Annotated in this window: 19 protein-coding genes and 1 pseudogene; 12 read left to right on the top strand and 8 right to left on the bottom strand. The window is 71.1% G+C overall.

The genetic code is table 11. From position 1 onward, the window contains the following. Window positions 1-121 precede the first annotated feature (121 nt). Window positions 122-886, bottom strand: coding sequence for a CDP-alcohol phosphatidyltransferase family protein (locus ACIRVH_RS43560; RefSeq protein ID WP_403965713.1), 765 nt, complete (start codon window positions 884-886; stop codon window positions 122-124). 108 nt (window positions 887-994) lie between these two features. Here ACIRVH_RS43560 and ACIRVH_RS43555 point away from each other — a divergent pair, with 108 nt between their 5' ends. From ACIRVH_RS43555 to ACIRVH_RS43535, 5 genes and pseudogenes are all read left to right on the top strand, one after another. Next, a complete protein-coding gene (locus ACIRVH_RS43555) occupies window positions 995-1,984 on the top strand; it encodes a zinc-binding alcohol dehydrogenase (RefSeq protein WP_403965711.1) in 990 nt (329 codons plus the stop codon). A 112-nt stretch (window positions 1,985-2,096) separates the two neighbouring features. Beyond that, window positions 2,097-2,495, top strand: coding sequence for a 6-pyruvoyl trahydropterin synthase family protein (locus ACIRVH_RS43550; protein ID WP_403965710.1), 399 nt, complete (start codon window positions 2,097-2,099; stop codon window positions 2,493-2,495). Next, on the top strand, window positions 2,492-3,673 hold the full coding sequence (locus tag ACIRVH_RS43545) for a glycosyltransferase family 4 protein (protein WP_403965708.1): 1,182 nt from the start codon (window positions 2,492-2,494) through the stop codon (window positions 3,671-3,673). The genes ACIRVH_RS43550 and ACIRVH_RS43545 overlap by 4 nt, the downstream gene beginning before the upstream one ends. Beyond that, entirely contained in the window at window positions 3,670-4,680 is a 1,011-nt protein-coding gene (locus ACIRVH_RS43540) for a class I SAM-dependent methyltransferase (protein ID WP_403965706.1), read from the top strand. Before ACIRVH_RS43545 ends, ACIRVH_RS43540 begins: the two co-directional genes overlap by 4 nt. After that, window positions 4,677-6,095: pseudogene (locus ACIRVH_RS43535) on the top strand (lysylphosphatidylglycerol synthase domain-containing protein); the annotation flags it as partial. The gene ACIRVH_RS43540 and the pseudogene ACIRVH_RS43535, both read left to right, overlap by 4 nt. A 53-nt stretch (window positions 6,096-6,148) precedes the next feature. On the opposite strand, the gene ACIRVH_RS43530 reads toward ACIRVH_RS43535, so the two are convergent. Next, window positions 6,149-6,925, bottom strand: a complete 777-nt coding sequence (locus ACIRVH_RS43530) for a creatininase family protein (protein ID WP_403965704.1) — start codon at window positions 6,923-6,925, stop codon at window positions 6,149-6,151. 38 nt (window positions 6,926-6,963) lie between these two features. Between ACIRVH_RS43530 and ribA the strand changes: the two genes are divergently transcribed. Genes ribA through ACIRVH_RS43505 form a run of 5 tightly spaced genes read left to right on the top strand, consistent with a single transcriptional unit; the run spans window position 6,964 to window position 11,978 of the window. Next, a complete protein-coding gene (gene ribA, locus ACIRVH_RS43525) occupies window positions 6,964-7,623 on the top strand; it encodes a GTP cyclohydrolase II (protein ID WP_403965701.1) in 660 nt (219 codons plus the stop codon). Between the two features lie 33 nt (window positions 7,624-7,656). Next, window positions 7,657-8,628 carry an ornithine cyclodeaminase family protein gene (locus tag ACIRVH_RS43520; protein WP_403965699.1) on the top strand — a complete coding sequence of 324 codons (972 nt, stop codon included), beginning with the start codon at window positions 7,657-7,659 and terminating at the stop codon, window positions 8,626-8,628. Continuing rightward, complete coding sequence (locus ACIRVH_RS43515; protein WP_403965697.1) at window positions 8,625-9,770, top strand: NAD(P)/FAD-dependent oxidoreductase; 1,146 nt, start codon at window positions 8,625-8,627, stop codon at window positions 9,768-9,770. Before ACIRVH_RS43520 ends, ACIRVH_RS43515 begins: the two co-directional genes overlap by 4 nt. After that, complete coding sequence (locus tag ACIRVH_RS43510; protein ID WP_403965695.1) at window positions 9,767-10,831, top strand: saccharopine dehydrogenase; 1,065 nt, start codon at window positions 9,767-9,769, stop codon at window positions 10,829-10,831. The genes ACIRVH_RS43515 and ACIRVH_RS43510 overlap by 4 nt, the downstream gene beginning before the upstream one ends. Beyond that, window positions 10,824-11,978 (top strand): saccharopine dehydrogenase family protein, encoded by a 1,155-nt coding sequence (locus ACIRVH_RS43505; RefSeq protein ID WP_403965693.1) that lies wholly within the window; start codon window positions 10,824-10,826, stop codon window positions 11,976-11,978. The genes ACIRVH_RS43510 and ACIRVH_RS43505 overlap by 8 nt, the downstream gene beginning before the upstream one ends. On the opposite strand, the gene ACIRVH_RS43500 is transcribed toward ACIRVH_RS43505, so the two are convergent. After that, window positions 11,956-12,393 carry a hypothetical protein gene (locus tag ACIRVH_RS43500; RefSeq protein WP_403965691.1) on the bottom strand — a complete coding sequence of 146 codons (438 nt, stop codon included), beginning with the start codon at window positions 12,391-12,393 and terminating at the stop codon, window positions 11,956-11,958. The genes ACIRVH_RS43505 and ACIRVH_RS43500 overlap by 23 nt on opposite strands. A 403-nt stretch (window positions 12,394-12,796) precedes the next feature. On the opposite strand from ACIRVH_RS43500, the gene ACIRVH_RS43495 reads away from it, so the two are divergent. Beyond that, on the top strand, window positions 12,797-13,225 hold the full coding sequence (locus ACIRVH_RS43495) for a hypothetical protein (RefSeq protein ID WP_403965689.1): 429 nt from the start codon (window positions 12,797-12,799) through the stop codon (window positions 13,223-13,225). 76 nt (window positions 13,226-13,301) lie between these two features. Here the strand turns inward: ACIRVH_RS43495 and ACIRVH_RS43490 are convergent, their stop codons facing one another. From ACIRVH_RS43490 to ACIRVH_RS43480, 3 genes are all read right to left on the bottom strand, one after another. Next, the gene (locus ACIRVH_RS43490) at window positions 13,302-13,682 is read right to left on the bottom strand and encodes a hypothetical protein (protein ID WP_403965688.1); all 381 of its coding nucleotides are present in this window, start codon (window positions 13,680-13,682) and stop codon (window positions 13,302-13,304) included. A 1,054-nt stretch (window positions 13,683-14,736) separates the two neighbouring features. Beyond that, a complete protein-coding gene (locus tag ACIRVH_RS43485) occupies window positions 14,737-15,648 on the bottom strand; it encodes an ADP-ribosylglycohydrolase family protein (protein WP_403965686.1) in 912 nt (303 codons plus the stop codon). An 89-nt stretch (window positions 15,649-15,737) separates the two neighbouring features. Then, window positions 15,738-16,064 carry a hypothetical protein gene (locus tag ACIRVH_RS43480; protein WP_403965684.1) on the bottom strand — a complete coding sequence of 109 codons (327 nt, stop codon included), beginning with the start codon at window positions 16,062-16,064 and terminating at the stop codon, window positions 15,738-15,740. A gap of 224 nt (window positions 16,065-16,288) precedes the next feature. Here ACIRVH_RS43480 and ACIRVH_RS43475 point away from each other — a divergent pair, with 224 nt between their 5' ends. Then, on the top strand, window positions 16,289-16,771 hold the full coding sequence (locus ACIRVH_RS43475) for a hypothetical protein (RefSeq protein ID WP_403965682.1): 483 nt from the start codon (window positions 16,289-16,291) through the stop codon (window positions 16,769-16,771). Between the two features lie 142 nt (window positions 16,772-16,913). On the opposite strand, the gene ACIRVH_RS43470 is transcribed toward ACIRVH_RS43475, so the two are convergent. Further along, window positions 16,914-17,174, bottom strand: coding sequence for a hypothetical protein (locus ACIRVH_RS43470; protein WP_403965680.1), 261 nt, complete (start codon window positions 17,172-17,174; stop codon window positions 16,914-16,916). A 178-nt stretch (window positions 17,175-17,352) separates the two neighbouring features. Beyond that, window positions 17,353-18,576, bottom strand: a complete 1,224-nt coding sequence (locus ACIRVH_RS43465; protein ID WP_403965678.1) for a serine hydrolase domain-containing protein — start codon at window positions 18,574-18,576, stop codon at window positions 17,353-17,355. Window positions 18,577-18,602 lie beyond the last annotated feature (26 nt).

Raw genomic sequence — 18,602 nt, 5'->3', positions numbered from 1 at the left:
TTCCTGGCTCCCTGCGGCTTCCGGTCTCCTCGGACCTCGAAGTCCATCGCACCCCTTGAACTGGGATGTTGCGACGACCGCTAGAACTCAAGGAGCGGTCCGGGCCCTTCTGCGTACGCCCTCAGCGCCCTGCCAGCTCCAGCACCCTGTGCTCCGCCGGCACCTCAGCGACCGTCGTACGCGAGTTCCGCCACAGCCACAGCACATCCCGGCCGAACGACCACACCAGCGAGCCCAGGGCCAGCAGCACAACCGCCAGGTTGGCCGCCCGCGGCAGCAGCTCGGCGCCCGCCAGCAGCAGGCAGATGCCCTGGAGCGCGGCGACCGTCTTGCGTGCGAAGGACGGCGGCAGCGGGGCGTTCAGCCAGGGGGCGACACGGGCCGCGGCGACGAACCCGTAGCGCATGCCGCCGATCAGCAGCACCCACGGGCCGAACTGCATCGACACGTACACACTCAGCACCAGGATCAGGAACGCGTCCACCTCCATGTCGAAGCGGGCGCCGAGCGCGCTGGAGGTGCCGGTGCGGCGGGCCACCTTGCCGTCCACGCCGTCCAGGATGAGCGCGACCGCGGTCAGACCGACCAGCAGCGTGACCGGCGGCGAACTCTCGAAGGAGTCCGCGACCAGCGCGGTCACCCCGCCGACCAGGGTGGCCCGGCCGAGGGTGACCCGGTTGGCGGGACCGAAGGAGCTGAGCCGGGAGCGGTGCAGGGCGCGGGAGAGGACCGCCCAGGTGGCGAACGCGAAGGTGAGCCCGGTCAGCCAGCCGGCCGGCCCCATGCCGATCGCCGTGCCGAGCAGGGCCAGCAGCAGGATCTGGACGCCCGCTCCCACAGCGGTCTCCTGCTGAAGCCTTGCGTCAAACGTGTTGTTCAGGGCCACCGCGCATTCCTCCGGCCGAGTGACAGAGTCGATCAACGCCGCGTACTGTGCGCGGCCTGTGCACTTCTCGGTACGTGAACAACTTCCCTATCGTTCAGGAGGATGCCGATGAACCACTCGGCCCGCGCGTTCTGGCTCCGCTCGCCGGGGCACGGCGAGATCCGTGACGTCACCCTCACGGAGCCGGCCGAGGGCGAGGTACTGGTCCGCACGCTGTACTCCGGAGTCAGCCGCGGCACGGAGACCCTGGTCTTCCGCGGCGGGGTGCCCGAGTCCCAACACGCGGTGATGCGGGCGCCGTTCCAGGAAGGCGACTTCCCCGGGCCGGTGAAGTACGGCTACCTGAACGTGGGCGTCGTCGAGGCGGGGCCGCGGGAGCTCGTCGGGCGCTCGGTGTTCTGCCTGTATCCGCATCAGAGCCGTTACGTCGTTCCGGTGAGCGCCGTCACCGTCGTACCCGAGGAGGTGCCCGCCGAGCGGGCCGTGCTCGCGGGGACCGTGGAGACCGCGGTGAACGCCGTCTGGGACGCGGCGCCCCAGATCGGCGACCGGATCGCGGTGGTCGGCGGCGGCATGGTCGGCTGCTCGGTGGCCGCGCTGCTGGCCCGCTTCCCCGGCGTACGGCTCCAGCTGGTCGACGCCGACCCGGCCCGCGCGAAGACCGCCGAGGCCCTCGGTGTGGACTTCGCCGCACCCGGCGACGCCCTCGGCGACTGCGACCTCGTCGTCCACGCCAGCGCCACCGAACAGGGCCTCACCCGCTCCCTCGAACTCCTCGCCGCCGAGGGCACGGTCGTCGAGCTGAGCTGGTACGGCGACCGGCGCGTCGCCCTGCCGCTCGGCGAGGCCTTCCACTCGCGCCGGCTCACGGTGCGCAGCAGCCAGGTCGGCACCGTCTCCCCGGCCGCACGCGCCGGACGCGGCTACGCCGAACGGATGGCGCTCGCCCTCGACCTGCTCGCCGACCCGGCCCTGGACGCCCTCGTCACCGGCGAAAGCGCCTTCGAGGAGCTGCCGGAACTGATGCCGAAGCTCGCCGCCGGCGAGATCCCCGCCCTGTGCCACCGCATCAACTACACCGGCAACGGCCTGACCTGAGAAAAGAGTGAGGGGAGGCTGAACACGGGGAAGCGAAGAGCCGTACTACACGGCATCCCCTCGCAGGCAACCGCGAGGGGCACCAGACGCGCCGCACCTGGAGGGTCGTCCGTTGTTCAGCATCACCGTCCGCGATCACATCATGATCGCCCACAGCTTCCGCGGCGAGGTGTTCGGTCCCGCGCAGCGACTGCACGGCGCCACGTTCCTCGTGGACGCCACCTTCCGCCGTGAACAGCTGGACGAGGACAACATCGTCGTGGACATCGGCCTGGCCACGCAGGAACTGGGCGCCGTCGTCGCCGAGCTGAACTACCGCAACCTCGACGACGAGCCCGAGTTCGCCGGGATCAACACCTCCACGGAGTTCCTGGCCAAGGTCATCGCCGACCGGCTCGCCGAGCGCATCCACAAGGGCGCACTGGGCGAAGGCGCCAAGGGCCTCAAGAACATCACCGTCACCCTGCACGAGTCGCACATCGCCTGGGCGAGTTACGAGCGTGGTCTGTGACCGAGACGACCGTGGCGAAGGCGCGGCTCGCCTACGTGCCCCAGCAGCCCGCCCCTTCCGAGAACGTCGGGATCATCCCCATGTCCCTGCGCACCGTGCACTTCGTCATGCCGGGTGGTGTCGACGACCCGGCCGCGCCGAGCGGCGGCAACGCCTACGACCGGCGGGTCTGCCTGGACCTGCCCGGCTTCGGCTGGCAGGCCGTGCGGCACTCCGTGCCCGGCAGCTGGCCGCGCCCCGGCCGGTCCGACCGTGACGTCCTCGCCCGCGTCCTGCGGGACCTGCCCGACGACACCGTCGTCCTCCTCGACGGCCTGGTCGCCTGCGGCGTCCCCGAGGTCGTCATTCCGGAGGCCGAACGGCTGCGGCTCGCCGTGCTGGTGCACCTGCCGCTCGGCGACGAGACCGGCCTGGATGCGGCCGTGGCCGCCGACCTCGACGCCCGCGAGCGGCAGGTGCTGCGGGCGGTGCCCGCGGTCATCGCCACCAGCGACTGGGCCGTCCGCCGCCTCGTCTCCCACCACGGCCTCGCCCCCGAGCGGGTGCACGTCGCCGCCCCCGGCGCCGACATCGCGCCCCTCGCGCCCGGCACCGACGGCGTCTCCCAGCTGGTGTGCGTCGCCGCCGTCACCCCGCGCAAGGGCCAGCACCGGCTGGTGGAGGCGCTGGCCACGGTGACCGAGCTGCCGTGGAACTGCGTCTGCGTCGGCGGGCTGACCAACGACCCGGAGTACGTCGCCCATCTGCGCGAGCTGATCCGGCGGCACGGCCTCCAGGACCGGCTGCGGCTCGCCGGGCCACAGGCCGGCGCCGCACTCGACGCCGCCTACGCGGCGGCCGACCTGATGGTCCTCACCTCGTACGCCGAGACGTACGGCATGGCGATCACCGAGGCTCTCGCCCGCGGCATCCCGGTGCTGGCGACCGACGTCGGCGGTGTCCCCGAGGCCGTCGGCCGCGCACCCGACGGCGGCGTCCCCGGCATCCTCGTCCCGCCGGAGGACCCGGCCGCACTCGCCGCCGAACTGCGCGGCTGGTTCGGCGAACCCGACGTACGCCGCCGTCTGAAGGCCGCCGCCCGCAGCCGCCGCGCGGCCCTGGACGGCTGGGCGACCACCGCGCGCAGCCTGGCCGGCGTTCTCGGCCGGCTGCCCGAGGCACCGAGGAGGGCGGCATGAGCGACACCAGGACCGTGACCGGAGGGATCCCGGCCCAGCCCGGGCCGAGCGAGGAGCGGGTGCCGGACACGGCTCCCCGGAACGACGACTCGTCCGGCGTGATCGCCGGCGCCGGGCCCGTCGCCGGCCCCGGCGAGCGGGCCACCGTACGACTGCGGGAAGGCGGGGAAGAGGAGCAGGCCCGCTACGCGCCCGAGTGGCTGCAGTTGCGGGAACCGGCCGACGCCGCCGCCCGGGCGGAGGACCTGCTGGACCCGCTGCGGATCCGGCTGGCCGACCTGCCGAGCCGCACCGGCGGTCTCGTCGTGCACGACCTGGGCTGCGGCACCGGCTCGATGGGCCGCTGGCTCGCACCCCGCCTCGACGGCGCCCAGCACTGGGTCCTGCACGACCGCGACCCGTACCTGCTGCACTTCGCCGCCGTGGCCTCCCCGCGCTCCGCCGCCGACGGCAGCCGGGTCTCGGTCGAGACACGGCGCGGCGACGTCGCCCGGCTCACCCCGGACGCGCTGACCGGGGCCTCCCTGGTGACGGCCTCGGCCCTGCTGGACGTCCTCACCCGCGAGGAGATCGAAGCCCTCGCCGCCGCCTGCGTCGGAGCGGGCTGCCCGGCGCTGCTCACGCTGTCCGTCGCCGGACGCGTCGAACTCACCCCGTCCGACCCGCTGGACGCCGAGATCGCCGAGGCGTTCAACGCCCACCAGCGCCGTACCGGCCTGCTCGGTCCGGACTCGGTCACGGTGGCCTGCGAGGCGTTCTCCGAGCGGGGGGCGACGGTACGGGTGCATCCGAGCCCGTGGCGGCTCGGCCCCGAGGAGTCCGCGCTGACTGCCCAGTGGCTGCGGGGCTGGGTGGGCGCGGCCGTCGAACAGCGGCCCGAACTGCGCGAGCCCGCCGAGCGCTACCTGCGCGAACGCCTGGCCGCCTGCGAGGCCGGTGAGTTGCAGGTGGTGCTCCACCACAGCGACCTGCTGGCACTGCCGCGCCCGGCGGGAGGGGAGTCATGAGCGGGCAGGCGGGCGCGGTGTCGGCCCCGGAGGCGGTGACGGCACTGCTGGAGCCGCCTCCCGGCGAGGCGACGCATGCAGACGCCTCCGGGCTCGCGGGGCGCGTCGCCTCGGGTGCCGAGGGGCGCTCTGCCTCCGTGCCTGCGGGGCGCATTACCTCCGAGGCAGAGGGGCGCACTGCCTCCGTGCCCGAGCGGCGCGCCGTCTCTGTGTCCGAGGAGTGCGTCGTCCACGAGCCTGCGGGGCGTACCGCCTCCGGGCTTGCCGGGCACATCGCCTCCGTGCCCGAGCGGCGCTCTGCCTCCGTGTCCGAGGAGTGCGTCGTCTCCGAGCCTGCGGGGCGTACCGCCTCTGTGCCCGAGGGGCGTACCGCCCCCGTGCCCGAAGGGCGTACTGCTTCCGAGCCCACGCGGCGCACGGTGTCCGAGCCCGAGGGGCGCATCGCCCCCGAGGCCGCGGAGCTCCCCGCCTCCGAGCCCGCGGAGCCCCCCGCCTCCAAGCCCGAGGGGCACGGCGCCCCCCAGCCCGAGGAGCGCCCCGCCCGCCGCTTCAACTCCCGCGCCCTGCGCACCCACTTCGGCACCGTCGCCGGCGTGGCCATCCTCGGTGCCCTCCTGTGGCGGCTGGGTACCGGTGTGCTGCTCGACGGGCTGCGGCGGATCGACACGGTGACGCTGCTGGTCGCGCTGGGCATCGGCGTGGTCACCACCGTGTTCAGCGCGTGGCGCTGGCAGTTGGTGGCCAAGGGGCTGCGCATCCGGCTGCCCTTCGGCCCCGCGGTGGCCGACTACTACCGGGCGCTGTTCCTGAACGCGGCCCTGCCCGGCGGGGTCCTCGGCGACGTGCACCGGGCCGTCCGGCACGGGCAGAGCGCCGGGGACCTGCGGCGCGGGGTGAAGGCGGTGGTCCTGGAGCGGGTCGCCGGACAGGTCGCGCTGACCGTGTTCGGTGCGGCGGTGCTGCTGACCCTGCCGTCGCCCGTCCGGGACGACGTCCGCACCTTCGCCGCACCGACGGCCCTCGCCGCGGGGGGCGCGCTCGCCGTGCTCCTCGCCGTACGGATGAACCGCGGGGCCTCCCGCCGCGGCGGCGCCCTGCGCAGGGGCCTCGGCGAGGCGCGGGAGGGGCTGTTGTCCCGTCAGGCCGGGCCCGGTGTAGCCCTGTCCTCGGCGATCATTCTGGCCGGGCACGTGGCGATGTTCGTCGTTTCGGCCCGGGTCGCCGGCTCCACCGCCTCCGTGGCGGTGCTGCTCCCGCTCGCGGTCCTCGCCCTGGTCGCCATGGGCCTGCCGCTGAACGTCGGCGGTTTCGGCCCCCGCGAGGGCGTCACCGCCTGGGCGTTCGGCGCCGCCGGGCTCGGCGCGAGCAGCGGAGTGGCCGTCGCGGTCGTGTACGGCGTGCTCAGCTTCGTGGCGAGCCTGCCCGGCGCCGTCGTCCTCGTCGCCCGCTGGTACACCGGGCTGCGCGGCTACCCCCGTACGTCCTCGGAGCCGTCGGCGGACGTGAGCAGCGCGAAAATCGCGCCGAACGATTCCGTGAGGCGCGCCAGCAGTTCCTTCCCCTTTTCCGCCGAACCCAGGGAAGGACGGCCGATGACGCCCGACTCGGTATAGGCGGACATTCCCACGGTGAGCAGATGACGACGGTCGTCCGCGGTGAAATCGGCGGACTCGTATCCAGGACGGACGAATTCGGGATGAGCGTGCAGCAGAATGGAGGTCTCGATTTCCCCTGCGTGCATGTCGGTGAGCAGCGAGGTGCGCACCCCCGCCGCCTCCCGCGCCACCTCCCAGTCCTCGGCGGCCGGGAACAGTCCCATCTTCTCGCCGTGCGCGGAGGCTTCCTGAACGACGTTGCCCAGCACATAGTTGCCGCCGTGCCCGTTGACCACGACGAGCGCGTCGACACCGGAGCGGCGCAGCGACGCCGCGATGTCCCGGATCACCGCATGGAGGGTCACGGCGGAGATGCTGACGGTTCCCGGCCAGGCCGCGTGCTCGTGCGAGCAGGAGACCGTCACCGGAGGGAGGAGGTGCACCGGGTACGCGGCGGCGATCTCCCGTGCCACGGTACAGGCGATCAGCGTGTCGGTCGCCAGCGGCAGGAAGGGGCCATGCTGTTCGAAGCTGCCGACGGGAAGGACGGCGACCTGAGTTGAAACGCCCGCCCCCCGCATCCGTACGTCTTCCGTGGTGTCTGCCGGCACCACCCCGTATGCCGCCGAACGCGCGCCCGAACCACTCATCTTTTCCCGGCCTTTCGTCTCTGCTTAGGAATCAGATCATGACAGAAAACATCGGCATCCTCGGCAAGAAGTCCCCGCGACGTTCGGGCGCGGAACGCATTGTGAATGCCCCGCTGCCCACCGTGTACGGGAAATTCCAGGCGATCGGCTACCTGGACCACGACCGCGGTGACGAACAAGTCGCCCTGGTGTACGGCGAGATCGGCGCCGACAACGTTCTCGTCCGGCTGCACTCGGAGTGCCTGACCGGTGACGCGTTCGGTTCCCAGCACTGCGAGTGCGGGGACCAGCTGGCCGCGGCGATGCGCGCGGTGGTCGCCGAAGGCAGCGGTGTCGTCGTGTACTTGAGGGGCCACGAGGGCCGTGGCATCGGTCTGCTGGCGAAGCTGCGCGCGATGGCCCTGCAGGCGGAGGGCCTGGACACGGTCGAGGCGAACCTGGCGCTCGGGCTGCCGGTCGACGCCCGCGACTACGGCGTCGCCGCGCAGATCCTGCACGACCTCGGGGTGCGCTCGGTGCGGCTGATGTCCAACAACCCGCGCAAGCGGGAGGCGCTGGTGCGGCACGGCATCCAGGTCGCCGAGCAGGTGCCGCTGCTGATCGAACCGTGCGAGAGCAACATCACGTATCTGCGGACGAAGCGGGAGCGGCTGGACCACCACCTGCCCCATCTGGACGCGGTCGCCCACGGCTCCTGATTCGGCGGGCGGCCGTCCGGACAGGATCAGGGGATGACCGACGACGTCCTCTTCCTCTCCGCGGCCGAGGTGACCCGGCTGCTCGGCGCGGACGCGGCGATCGCCTCGCAGCGGGCGGCCTTCACCGCGCTCGGCACGGGCGAGGCCGACCTGCCCGGCAAGATCATGCAGCCGAGCCGCTTCGACGACAGCGTGGTCTTCGCCTACGTCTCCCGGCTGTCCAAGGACACCGGGGCGGTGGCGAAGTTCGGCAGCGTCAACCCGGGCAACGCGGCCGCCGGGCTGCCCACCGTGCACGCGGTCGTCACCGCCCTCGACCCCGACACCGGGCGGCTCGCGGCCGTCCTGGACGGTACGGCGGTGACCACGCTGCGGACGGCCGCGGGCAGCGCCGTGGCCGTGGACGCGCTCGCCGTGCCCGGCCGCACGGAGCTGGCGCTGCTCGGCTCCGGCACCCAGGCCCTCGCCCACGCCCGCATGATCGCCCGGGTCCGGGAGGTGACGGCGGTACGGCTGTGGAGCCCGACCCCGAGCCGCCGCACCGCCGCCGCGGACGCCCTCGCCACCGGACTCGGCGTCCCCGTCCGGGCGGTGGACAGCGCCGAGGAAGCGGTGACCGGCGCCGGGGTGGTCGCCGCCTGCACGCTCAGCGCGACGCCCGTGGTGCGCGGCGCATGGCTGGCCCCGGGCTGCACGGTGGTCAGCGTCGGCTCCTTCGAGCCCACCCGCCACGAGGTCGACGCCGACGTCGTACGACGTGCCGCGGCCGTCGTCGTGGACGACGCTGGTACCGCGGCCGGACACGCCGGGCCGGTCGTGGACGCCCTGCGCGACGGACTGCTCACCCCCGACGCCCTGATCCCGCTGGGCGAGGTGCTCACCGGACGCCGCGGCGCCCGTGCCGCACCGCAGGACATCGTCTACTACAACAGCACCGGACTCGGCATCCAGGACGCCGCGGCGGCCTGGGCCGTGATCCGCGCCGCGAAGGAGGCAGCCGAGTGAACCTTCAGGCCCGGGTGGTCATCGTCGGCGGCGGGGTGATGGGCACGAGCATCGCCTACCACCTGGCGCGCGCCGGAGTGCGTGACGTCGTCCTGGTCGAACGCGACGAACTGGCCGCCGGCTCCACCTCCAAGGCGGCGGGCGGAGTACGGGCGCAGTTCTCCGACGAGCTGAACATCCAGCTGGGCGCGCGCAGCCTGGAGGCCTTCGGCAGGTTCCCGGAGGAGATGGGGCAGGACATCGGGCTGCACCGGGTCGGCTATCTGTTCCTGCTGTCCACGCCCGAGGAGGTCGCCTCCTTCGAGGCGGGGGTGCGGCTGCAGAACTCCCTCGGGGTGCCCAGCCGGATGCTCACCCCGCAGGAGGCCCGCCGCCTCTCCCCGCTGATCACCACCGACGGACTCCTGGCCGCCGCCTACTCCCCGGACGACGGCCACTGCACCCCCGAGGCCGTCGTCCACGGCTACGCGGCCGCCGCCCGTGCCCACGGCGTCCGCATCCTGCGCCACACCGAACTGACCGGCATCGAACTGCACGGCGACACCATCACCGCCGTCAGCACCACCCTCGGCCGCATCGCCACCGACACGGTGATCTGCACGGCCGGCGCCTGGTCCAGGGCGGTGGGCGCGATGGTGGGCGTGGACCTGCCGGTGCAGCCGCTGCGCCGCCAGATCGCGGTCACCGAACCCGTCCCCGGGCTCCCGCCGACGCTCCCCATGACCATCGACTTCACCACCAGCCTCTACTTCCACGCCGAGGGCCCAGGCCTGCTGCTCGGCATGTCCGACCCGGACGAGAAACCCGGTTTCGCCACCGACACCCACGACCGCTGGATCCCCCGGCTGTACGAGGCGATGCAGCACCGCGCCCCCGCCCTGCTCGACCTGCGACGCACCGCCACCTGGGCGGGCCTGTACGAGAACACCCCCGACCACAACGCCCTGATCGGCGAGGCGCCTTCGGTGTCCCGCTTCCTGTACGCGACCGGCTTCTCCGGCCACGGTTTCCTGCAGGGACCCGCCGTGGGCGAGATCGTCCGCGACCTGTACCTGGGCCGCGTACCCTTCCTGGACGTCCGCCCCCTGAGCGCCGGCCGGTTCGCGGCCGACGCCCCGCGCCCGGAGGCAAACCTGGTATGACCGAGTTCCACCTGTGGCTGCGCCACGAGGCCCGTACCACCGAGCGACGCACGCCGATCGTCCCCGCCGACGCCCGCCGCCTGACCGAGAGCGGGGTGCGGCTGACCGTGGAGGACTCCCCGCAGCGGATCTTCCCCATCGAGGAGTACGAGGCGGCCGGCTGCCACCGCGCACCGGCGGGCTCCTGGCCGGCGGCACCGCGCGATGCCGTGATCCTCGGCCTGAAGGAACTCCCGGACGAGCCGCCGTCGTTGCCGCACCGTCACATCTTCTTCGGGCACGCCTACAAGCAGCAGGCGGGGGCGACGGAGCTGCTGCGCCGGTTCGCGGCCGGGGGAGGAGCGCTGCTGGACCTGGAGTACCTGGTGGACGACCAGGGCCGCAGGCTGGCCGCCTTCGGCTACTGGGCGGGCTACCTGGGCGCCGCGCTCGCCGTGCTCCAGCACCGGGGCCGCCTGGTGGCACCCCTGCACCCCACCACCAAGGAGCATCTGGACGCCACCCTCGAACCGACCCCCGGAGACGAGGACTTCACGGCACTCGTCATCGGCGCGCTCGGCCGCAGCGGCCGGGGCGCCGCGGCCGCCTTCGACACCGCAGGCGTCACCGCGACCCACTGGGACCTCGCCGAGACCCGCACCCTCGACCGCCCGGCCCTGCTGCACCACGACGTGATGGTGAACTGCGTCCTCGCCACCACCCCCGTCCCACCCTTCCTGCGCGAGGCGGACCTGGACGACCCGGCCCGCCGCCTGCGCACTCTCTGCGACGTCACCTGCGACGTGGGATCCCCGCTGAACGTCCTGCCCGTCTACGACCGCACCACGGACTGGACGGACCCCGTCCGCCAGCTGCGCAAGGAACCTCCGCTGGCCCTGATCGCCATCGACAACCTGCCCTCGCTGCTGCCCCGCGAGTCCAGCACCGACTTCTCGGCGGCCCTCCTGCCCCCACTGCTCGACTTCGGCACCTCGGGACCGTGGGGACGCTGCCTCGACCGCTTCCACCAGGCCTGCCGTGAGCTGGACATCGTCGACGAAAGGGAGTTGCCCCATGACTGACCGAGTCCCGGCGTCCGGCACCGTCCACTGGGTCGGTGCGGGCCTGTCCACCGGCAGCGGACTGGACGCACTCTGCGACACGGCCGCGCGGGTACGGCTGTGGCACCGCACCGAGGAACGCGCGGCCGACGCCCTGGCCACCCTGGGCCTGACCGACCGAGCCGAGCCCCGCGCCCTCACGCTCCCCGCGCTCACGGCCGAATTGGCGCCCGGGGACGTCGTCGTATCGATGCTGCCCGCGCCGGAGCACGCCGCACTCCTGTCCACGTGTGTAGCCGAGCGAGCCCATTTCTCCTGCTCCAGCTATGTCTCGCCCGAGGTCCTGGACCAGGTGCCGACAGCGGAGGCGGCGGGCCTGGTCGTCCTCACCGAGGCGGGCCTGGACCCGGGCATCGACCACCTCTTCGCGCACAGCCTCATCGGCAGGGCGCGCACGGAGATCGGCGCGGACACCCCGGCCACCTACCGCCTCACCTCCTACTGCGGCGGCGTCCCGGCGGTCCCGAACGACTTCCGGTACCGCTTCAGCTGGGCACCCCTGGGCGTCCTCAACGCCCTCCGCTCACCCGCCCGTTACCTGGAGAACGACACCGAGACCACGGCGGCCCGCCCCTGGGAGGCGACCCGTCCGCACCTCCTCTCCGGGGAGACCTTCGAGGCCTACCCCAACAGGGACAGCATCCCCTTCATCGCCCAGTACGGCCTCCCGCCCGCCTGGACCCCGAGCACCTTCGTACGGGGCACCCTGCGCCTGGACGGCTGGCTGAAGGCGTGGGAGCCGGTCTTCGAGGAGCTGAAGGCGGGGGACGACGCGAGCATCGCCGCCCTGGCCCGCGAGCTGGCGGCGACCTACCCGACGACGGACGAGGACCGCGACCGCGTGGTGCTGTCCGTATCCCTGGAGGTCGAGACCGCCTCGGACCGCACCTGGACGGGCGGCTACCTCCTCGACCTCGTCGGTACCGCCGAGGAGTCGGCCATGGCCCGCTGTGTCTCCCGCCCCCTGGCCCTGGGCGTCCGGCACATCCTGGACGGCAGCCTGCCGGCCGGACTGAACCGGGCGGCGGAGACGGCGGAGCGGTCGGACGTGTGGCTCGCCGAACTCGCCGAGGAGGGGCTGAACTTCACTCTGCGACTGGGCCAGTAGCAGAGGAACCGCTGTCGCGCTGGTCGTCGACGCGGACCTGCAGGTCGGACCAGCGCGAGGTCCAACGCCGCAGGTCATCCGTGGTCGGCAACCGCTGCGACCACAGCGCCGTGTCCGGCAGGAACCGGATGAGCGTGCCGGTCGTCCCGTCGGCCTGGAGGGGTTCCAGGTCGGTCACCGGAACCCCGTGCTCATAGCGCTGGGTCCAGGCTCCGTCGATGCGGCGATTGGTGTGAATCAACCACTCGCTGAGCGCAGCCACGACAGACATGCCACGACGCGGGTGCCCGTCCGGAAGGCTCTCCGCGTCCGGAAGGTCGAAGAACCGCAAGTCCTTGGTGGCCACGACCGGCTTCTTCACGACCCGGCCGTGCTCGTCGACGCGGGTGTCGGTGCCCCGACCGTCATCGGCCACGGACACAGAGCCGTCGCGATGCAGAGTGATCGCGCATCGTCCCCCTGCTCTGCTCGCTGCCTCGTCGGCGGCGTAGGCGACGACCTCAAGGACGAGATGCCCCGGGCCACCGGGAGCGAACTCGCCCGGCGCATGGCGAATCTGCGCAAGGTGGTCCAGATCCAGGACGCGGGCCCAATCGTGGGTGGTGTTGATCCAGGAACCCCTTGATCCATCTGACCCAACTGACCCATCTGACCCGTCCATCCAACGAGTATGACGAATATCAGGGGCCGAACCACCTCACAGGTCTCCGTCGGTCACCCGGACGTCCGCTCAAACAGAGCAGGCGGCACTGACTACTCACCTGAACCTGAGTACGTGAACTCTGGGCGCTGACAGAGCGAGCCGGAACGCTGGGGCCATGAGTCAAGGACAACCGAAACCCGTTCTCCAGCTGCTGTCGATCCCCGTGTTGGCCGGAGTGTCGCTGGCACTGTGGGCAGCCTGGCTCGGCTGGGACCAGCATCGTGACGTCCACCCCGACGGTACGACGACCGGCCCGTACGAGGCGTGGCAAGTGGTCGGGCTGGTGCTGACTCTGCTGGCACCGGTGTACTGGGCGGCATCTCGGCGCCTGATTCCGGGCGCTGTGCTCGGCACCACGGCCGGCCTGACGGTTGCCGCCTATTACGACTGGTCGGACGACGCCAGCGGCCTCTTCATGGTCGGCGTGGGGATGGTGATGATGGGGAGTTTCGTGGTGACCGCTGTCGTATCGGCCGTGATTGCGGCACTGACAGATGGACCACCGGTCGTCAATGGGCCGGAAACCTGGGCGGGGCACTCCTGAGGAACTGATCCGCCAGGCTGAGGACTTCGACCTGTAGCCGACACAGCCTCCTGTGACGGAAGGGGCTTGGCCCGGATCAGCCGAACAGGACCGCGGCGCCCTTCTCGACGCACAGCCGTAGCACGACCACCAGTTGGCGAGCGTCCTCGATGTGCCGTGAGAGGGTCGCGGCGTCGCCCTCGCTCAGCCACTCGTCGATGACCTCCTCCAGCCGCGGAAGTATCGCAGCGCACTCGGCTGGTGAGAGCTCGCCGGCGTCATCGGGGTGATCAAGGAGGGGTTCGAGGGTGGTGGAGACATCGCTCCAGGGGCGCTCTCCGCCGAATCCCCACATCTCGGTGAGGTCGACCCCCTCAGCCTCTGCCAGACGCCGCCGGAACGCCGCGAAGCCGCTGTAGGACCAGGAGATGTCCGGACTGTCGATGTCGTCAACATCCGGGAACAGGCACAACCCCACTGCATCCTCCTGCCGCATCCGCTGCGAGCCGGTTCCCGGCCACGGTGCATTCGGGGAGAGTCTGGCAGCCTGTCCGTGTGAAGCGACTCAGAGAGGACGATGCCACGTAGACGCTCGTCTCAGGTCCGGGCTGCAACTGGTGCTCCACGTATGCGGCCAGGAGAGCCGGCAACCGTCGCAGACCCTCAAATGCTGCTCAGAATCCCCGGCTTGTGATTGATGTGCTCATGGCTGGTGGATAGCGTCAGGGTCTTGATCGCCAACCGGGCGGTCCTGCAAAGGTCGTTCGCGTGTCCCTATTCACGACAAGGCTCGCAGGTCCGGGTGTTGTCCCGTCCAGCTTGCCTCCCTGGCCCCTGATCCTGCGGGCGAAGTACCAGCGGGTCGCCTCTTGCGGGGTGAAGGAGCTCGGCAGTGGGAAGGCGGTCCTGCCGACGTCCGAGACGGGGTGGAAGCAATGGGAGACGTCGTCATGAGCCGTCCGATCGTTTGGCGTGCTGTTCCGGCATACGTCGCCGTAGCCGCATCGGTGCTGCTCCTTGCCTCCTGCAGCCAGGATTCCGACAAGCACAGCGCCGCGCGCTCCACGCCCCCTCCGCAAGCCACCGCCCACTCTCCTGCGTCAAGTTCAACGCCGGACAGAGCGTTGCTGCGGCAGGCGACATCTGCGGTGGCAAGCGTGGCAGGAGGTGTACTCGTGGAGGGTGGATCGGAGCGTGTCGGAGAAGGCATCCATACTCGCCCGGTACTGAAGAAGGGGAAGACGTACCGACTCGTCCTGACGTGCGCCGGTCGGGGCAGCGCACGTCTGACTGTGGCCCCTACGACCTCGGGTTCCGACGCCACTGTTCCTTGCGACCAGTCCGTGGTCCAGCAGCGGATCAACGGGAGTGGAACAGTCCGAATCGATGTTGTCGGTGCGGAGCGCTCTACGGGCGCTCTCGCCTGGCGAATCGACACCCTCTGAGAGCTGCATCCAGAGTCCGTGCTGCACACCGGCATCCCGCTCGCCGCAACCCCTCCAGGCGGTGCCGCCCGTGCGCAAGAGGAGTTCCTACTCCGTCACGACCGGAGGCAGCGGTTCACAGGCTGCGTGCCAGGCAGGAGGGAGGGCATCGACGCCTGTGCGGGCGGCGATCACCCCGCCCGCGATGGCACAGGTGGTGTCGATATCGCCGAGCCCGGCGACCGTGAACCACAGGCCCTCGTGCAGGTCGTCGAGGTGCCCCGCCGCGCACCACAGGGCGTACGGGACAGTGTCGGGCCCTGACATCCGGTAGCCGGAGCCCAGGACCTCCGCGGCATGCCGAACCGAGGTGTGCTCCGGCATCCGGGCCGCGACCCGCACTCCCGACCGGACGTCGCTGTCGGGGAGTCGTTCCGCGACTGCCTGAAGGAAGTCCGGCCTGGCCGGGGTGTGCCCGCCCCGGCTGCGGGTTGCCAGCGCCGCGGCGAGGGCGACCGCCACCGCTGCAGCGACCGCCTCCGGGTGGTGGTGCGAGACCGCACCCTGGCGGGCGGCCTGCTCAGCGACCACATCGAGGTCGGCGGCGTGCCAGGCACCGAGCGGGGCGGCGCGCATGGCTGCGCCGTTGCCCCAGGAGCCTTGGCCGCCGAACTGTCCGGCGACCACCTCCTGCCAGGGCTCGCCCGCGCCGATCCGGCGGAGCACGTCATGCATCGAGGCTCCGTAGCCGCGGTGCGTGTCGTCGGCGTAGGCTGCCGCGAAGCGTAGGGCGAGGCGGTCCTGGTCGACGGTACCGCCGCCCTCGGCGAGTTCCCGGACGAGAACGAGCGCTTGAGCGGTGTCGTCACTCCACCGCCACAGCGGCTCCGGGGGCAGCGTCCGCGCCTCCAGGCCTGCCGGACCGTCCCGGCGCAGGATGCCGAACCAACGATCACCGAAGGCGTCACCGAACGCGAGCCCGTACAACGAATCCAGCACAGCGGTAGGCACGGTGATCATCGGGGCAGTATCGCAGCGCGACGGCGTTCCTGCACTACGAATTTGGAGCAGACAGGCTTCTGACCTGGACGTGGTGCTGGGCGGCCTGCCTACAGGTCAATGCGGGACTCACTGTCGCCCCGCCTGACGACGATGTGCGCCGGCCGGAACGGCAGACCGCGCAGCGTCGGTTCCATGGCCTTGAACAGTGCATCGGCATCCGGTCCGTAGGCGTAGAGCACGGCCTGACCCGCACCGAACTCGTTGCCGTCGAACTCCCCGGCATTGGCCTCTTCGATGGCTGCTGCCAGTACCTCCCCGGTGTCGTAGACCAGGGCTCGCTGGTCGGCGTCACCGAACCCGCCAGCAGCAAGCCGGAAGCGGGCGATGACTGCATGCTCCTCATCCCCGATGTCCGGGGCACTGGACGTATCCATGCCGGACACACTCTCATCGGGCTCTGACATTGCCCGTCCCGACTGAGACCACCACGGACAAGAAGCCCGTGGGTGCGCGGTTGGCCATTGCTCCGGGGCCGCTTGGGGTCTCGCCTGAGCGGCCGTGCACGGGGCTGAATGAGAGGCAAACTGAGACGGCCGCAACGAGTCCGGCCGACACCATTGGGTGCTCATGGGGGACGGCAACTATGGAGAGTGCAATCATGCCGGCAGTGATCGCGGCTGTTGCAGCGGTGGTCGGGGGCCTCCTGACCGCGTTCGCCACACGGTCCGTGGAGCGGCTACGGCTGCGGGCCAGTCTCCTGGAGAAGGCTCAGGAACGGCGTCTGGCCGGCATCGAGGGCTTCATGCTGGCGACGAGCCTGTGGATGGACTGGCTCACCTACATCCAGCAGACAGGCTGGGAAGACAAGCAGGAGGAGCTGAACCGCCGGGTCCGGGCCCGCGACGAAGCGTATCGGCGGTTGTTGCTGTTGGCTTCGGATGAGCTGTATCGGTGGTTGAAGGACACCTACCTGCCCGCAGAGCACCTGGTGCGGCAGACCTACGTGCATCAACTGCGGGGCGGTATCGAGATTGACGAGCAAGCGCTGGCCGCTCGGCGGACCTTCAACGCGATGCTGAGGGATGACCTCGTGGACAAGGTGCGCCCGGAGATCCACAAGCTGCGTGACCCCCTCGCGTGAGTCCTGGACCGAGGGGCCTGGGATCTCAGCTCGGGTGCTCAGGCACCGGATGCTGGGCGCCAACTGATCACCCGGTGTTCCCCGTGGCTCCCCGCCCGACCTGGCATGCGTCTGGCACGGCAGGGATGGCCGGCGGAGCGCGTCATTCGTCGTCGCATCTCTCCAGGACCAGGCTTACGGACCCTTCTGCGAGCCCGTTGTTTTCCTCCAGGTGGAGATGAGTCCCGTCCGGTGTGCCGTCTTGGGCGAGTGTGAGCAGGTGGCCGGCCAGGGTCTTCAGCCCCGCAGCGTTGGCCTCAACAACTATCTCTTCACCCAGGTTGCGGACCTCGATGCGTGCGCCTTCCCCCCACGTGAAGACTCTGGTGGCTCCATCAGTCTCCGTACTGACGTGAGTGGTCATCGATGGAGCAACGTTGGGTTCAGAGGCCATACCAAAGCATCGCGCACTCAGGGGCCATCAGAGCGCCGGCCGATCTGCGCGGCGCGCCTTCGAGCGGCCGGATCTTCCCCTTCATCCCCGTCTGCGTCCCCTTTTTGCGGGCGCCGGCCGAGTCCATCAGCGGGCAGTCCACCAACGATCAGTCCACCAGCGCCTCGTGCACCATGCGCCGCAGCTCCGGGAAGACCTTCAGCTTCTTCGGGCGTACCTGGGTCATGAACTGGACCGTCAGGTCGTGGGTCGGGTCGATCCAGAAGGCCGTGGTGGCCACGCCGGTCCAGCCGTAGGTGCCGAGGCCCTGGGGGGCCAGGGTGCGGGTCGGGTCGATGACGACGGAGACGTTGAAGCCGAAGCCGAGGCCGTCGTTGTTGCGTTCCTGGTGGGCGGGGGCACCGAAGGTGCGCAGGTCGGTGTTGCCGGGGAGGTGGTTACGGGTCATCAGGGCGACCGTGTCGGGGGACAGGAGGCGCATGCCGTCCAGTTCGCCGCCCCGGCGGAGCATCTCCATGAAGCGGTGGAAGTCATGGGCCGTGGCGACCATGCCGCCGCTGCCGGACAGGAAGCGGGGCCGGCCGCGCAGTGGCAGTCCCGGGATCGGTGTGATGCCGCCGTCCTGGGTCTCGCCGTACATCTCGGCCAGTCGCTCGGCCTTTGCGGGGGTGATGTGGAAGCCGGCGTCGGTCATGCCGAGGGGGCGGAAGATGCGCTCGGCGAAGTACTCGTCCAGGGGGTGTGAGGAGACCACCTCGATGATTCTGCCCAGCACGTTGGAGGCGATGGAATAGTTCCACTGCGTGCCTGGTTCGAACTGCAGGGGCAGGCGTGCGTACACCTGCATCGTCTCGGCCAGGTTCGCGCCCGGCGGTACGGACGACTCCAGGCCGGCCTCGCGGTAGAGGGCGTCCACGGGGTGTTTGTAGTAGAAGCCGAAGGTCAGGCCCGCCGTGTGGGTGAGCAGATGCCGGATGAGGATCGGGCCGGAGGCAGGGCGTGTGCGTACGTCGGTGCCCGCACCGCTCTCGTACACCTGCTGGTCGGCGAATTCCGGGAGGTAGCGCTCGACCGGGTCGTCCAGGGACAGGCGTCCTTCCTCCACCAGTTGCAGCACCGCGACCGCTGTGACGGGCTTGGTCATGGAGTAGATGCGCCAGAGGGTGTCCGTCTCGACGGGCAGCCCGGCCGCGACGTCCCGGTGGCCGTGCGTGGTGAGGTGGGCGACGCGGCCGCCACGGGCCACGGCCAACAGGAAGCCGGGCAGGCGGCCTTCGTCGACGTGCTGGGCGAAGCGCCGGTCGAGGCGGTCAAGGGCCTTCGCGTCCAGCCCGGCCTCGTCCGGGTCGACTTCCTGTCGCAGCTGTGCCATCGCTCTCCTCCGGTCGTGTCGTGCGC

Origin of the sequence: Streptomyces sp. NPDC101165, from assembly GCF_044768135.1 — a bacterium.
Classification (GTDB): Bacteria; Actinomycetota; Actinomycetes; order Streptomycetales; family Streptomycetaceae; genus Streptomyces.
This window is presented reverse-complemented; position numbering and strand designations above follow the sequence as displayed.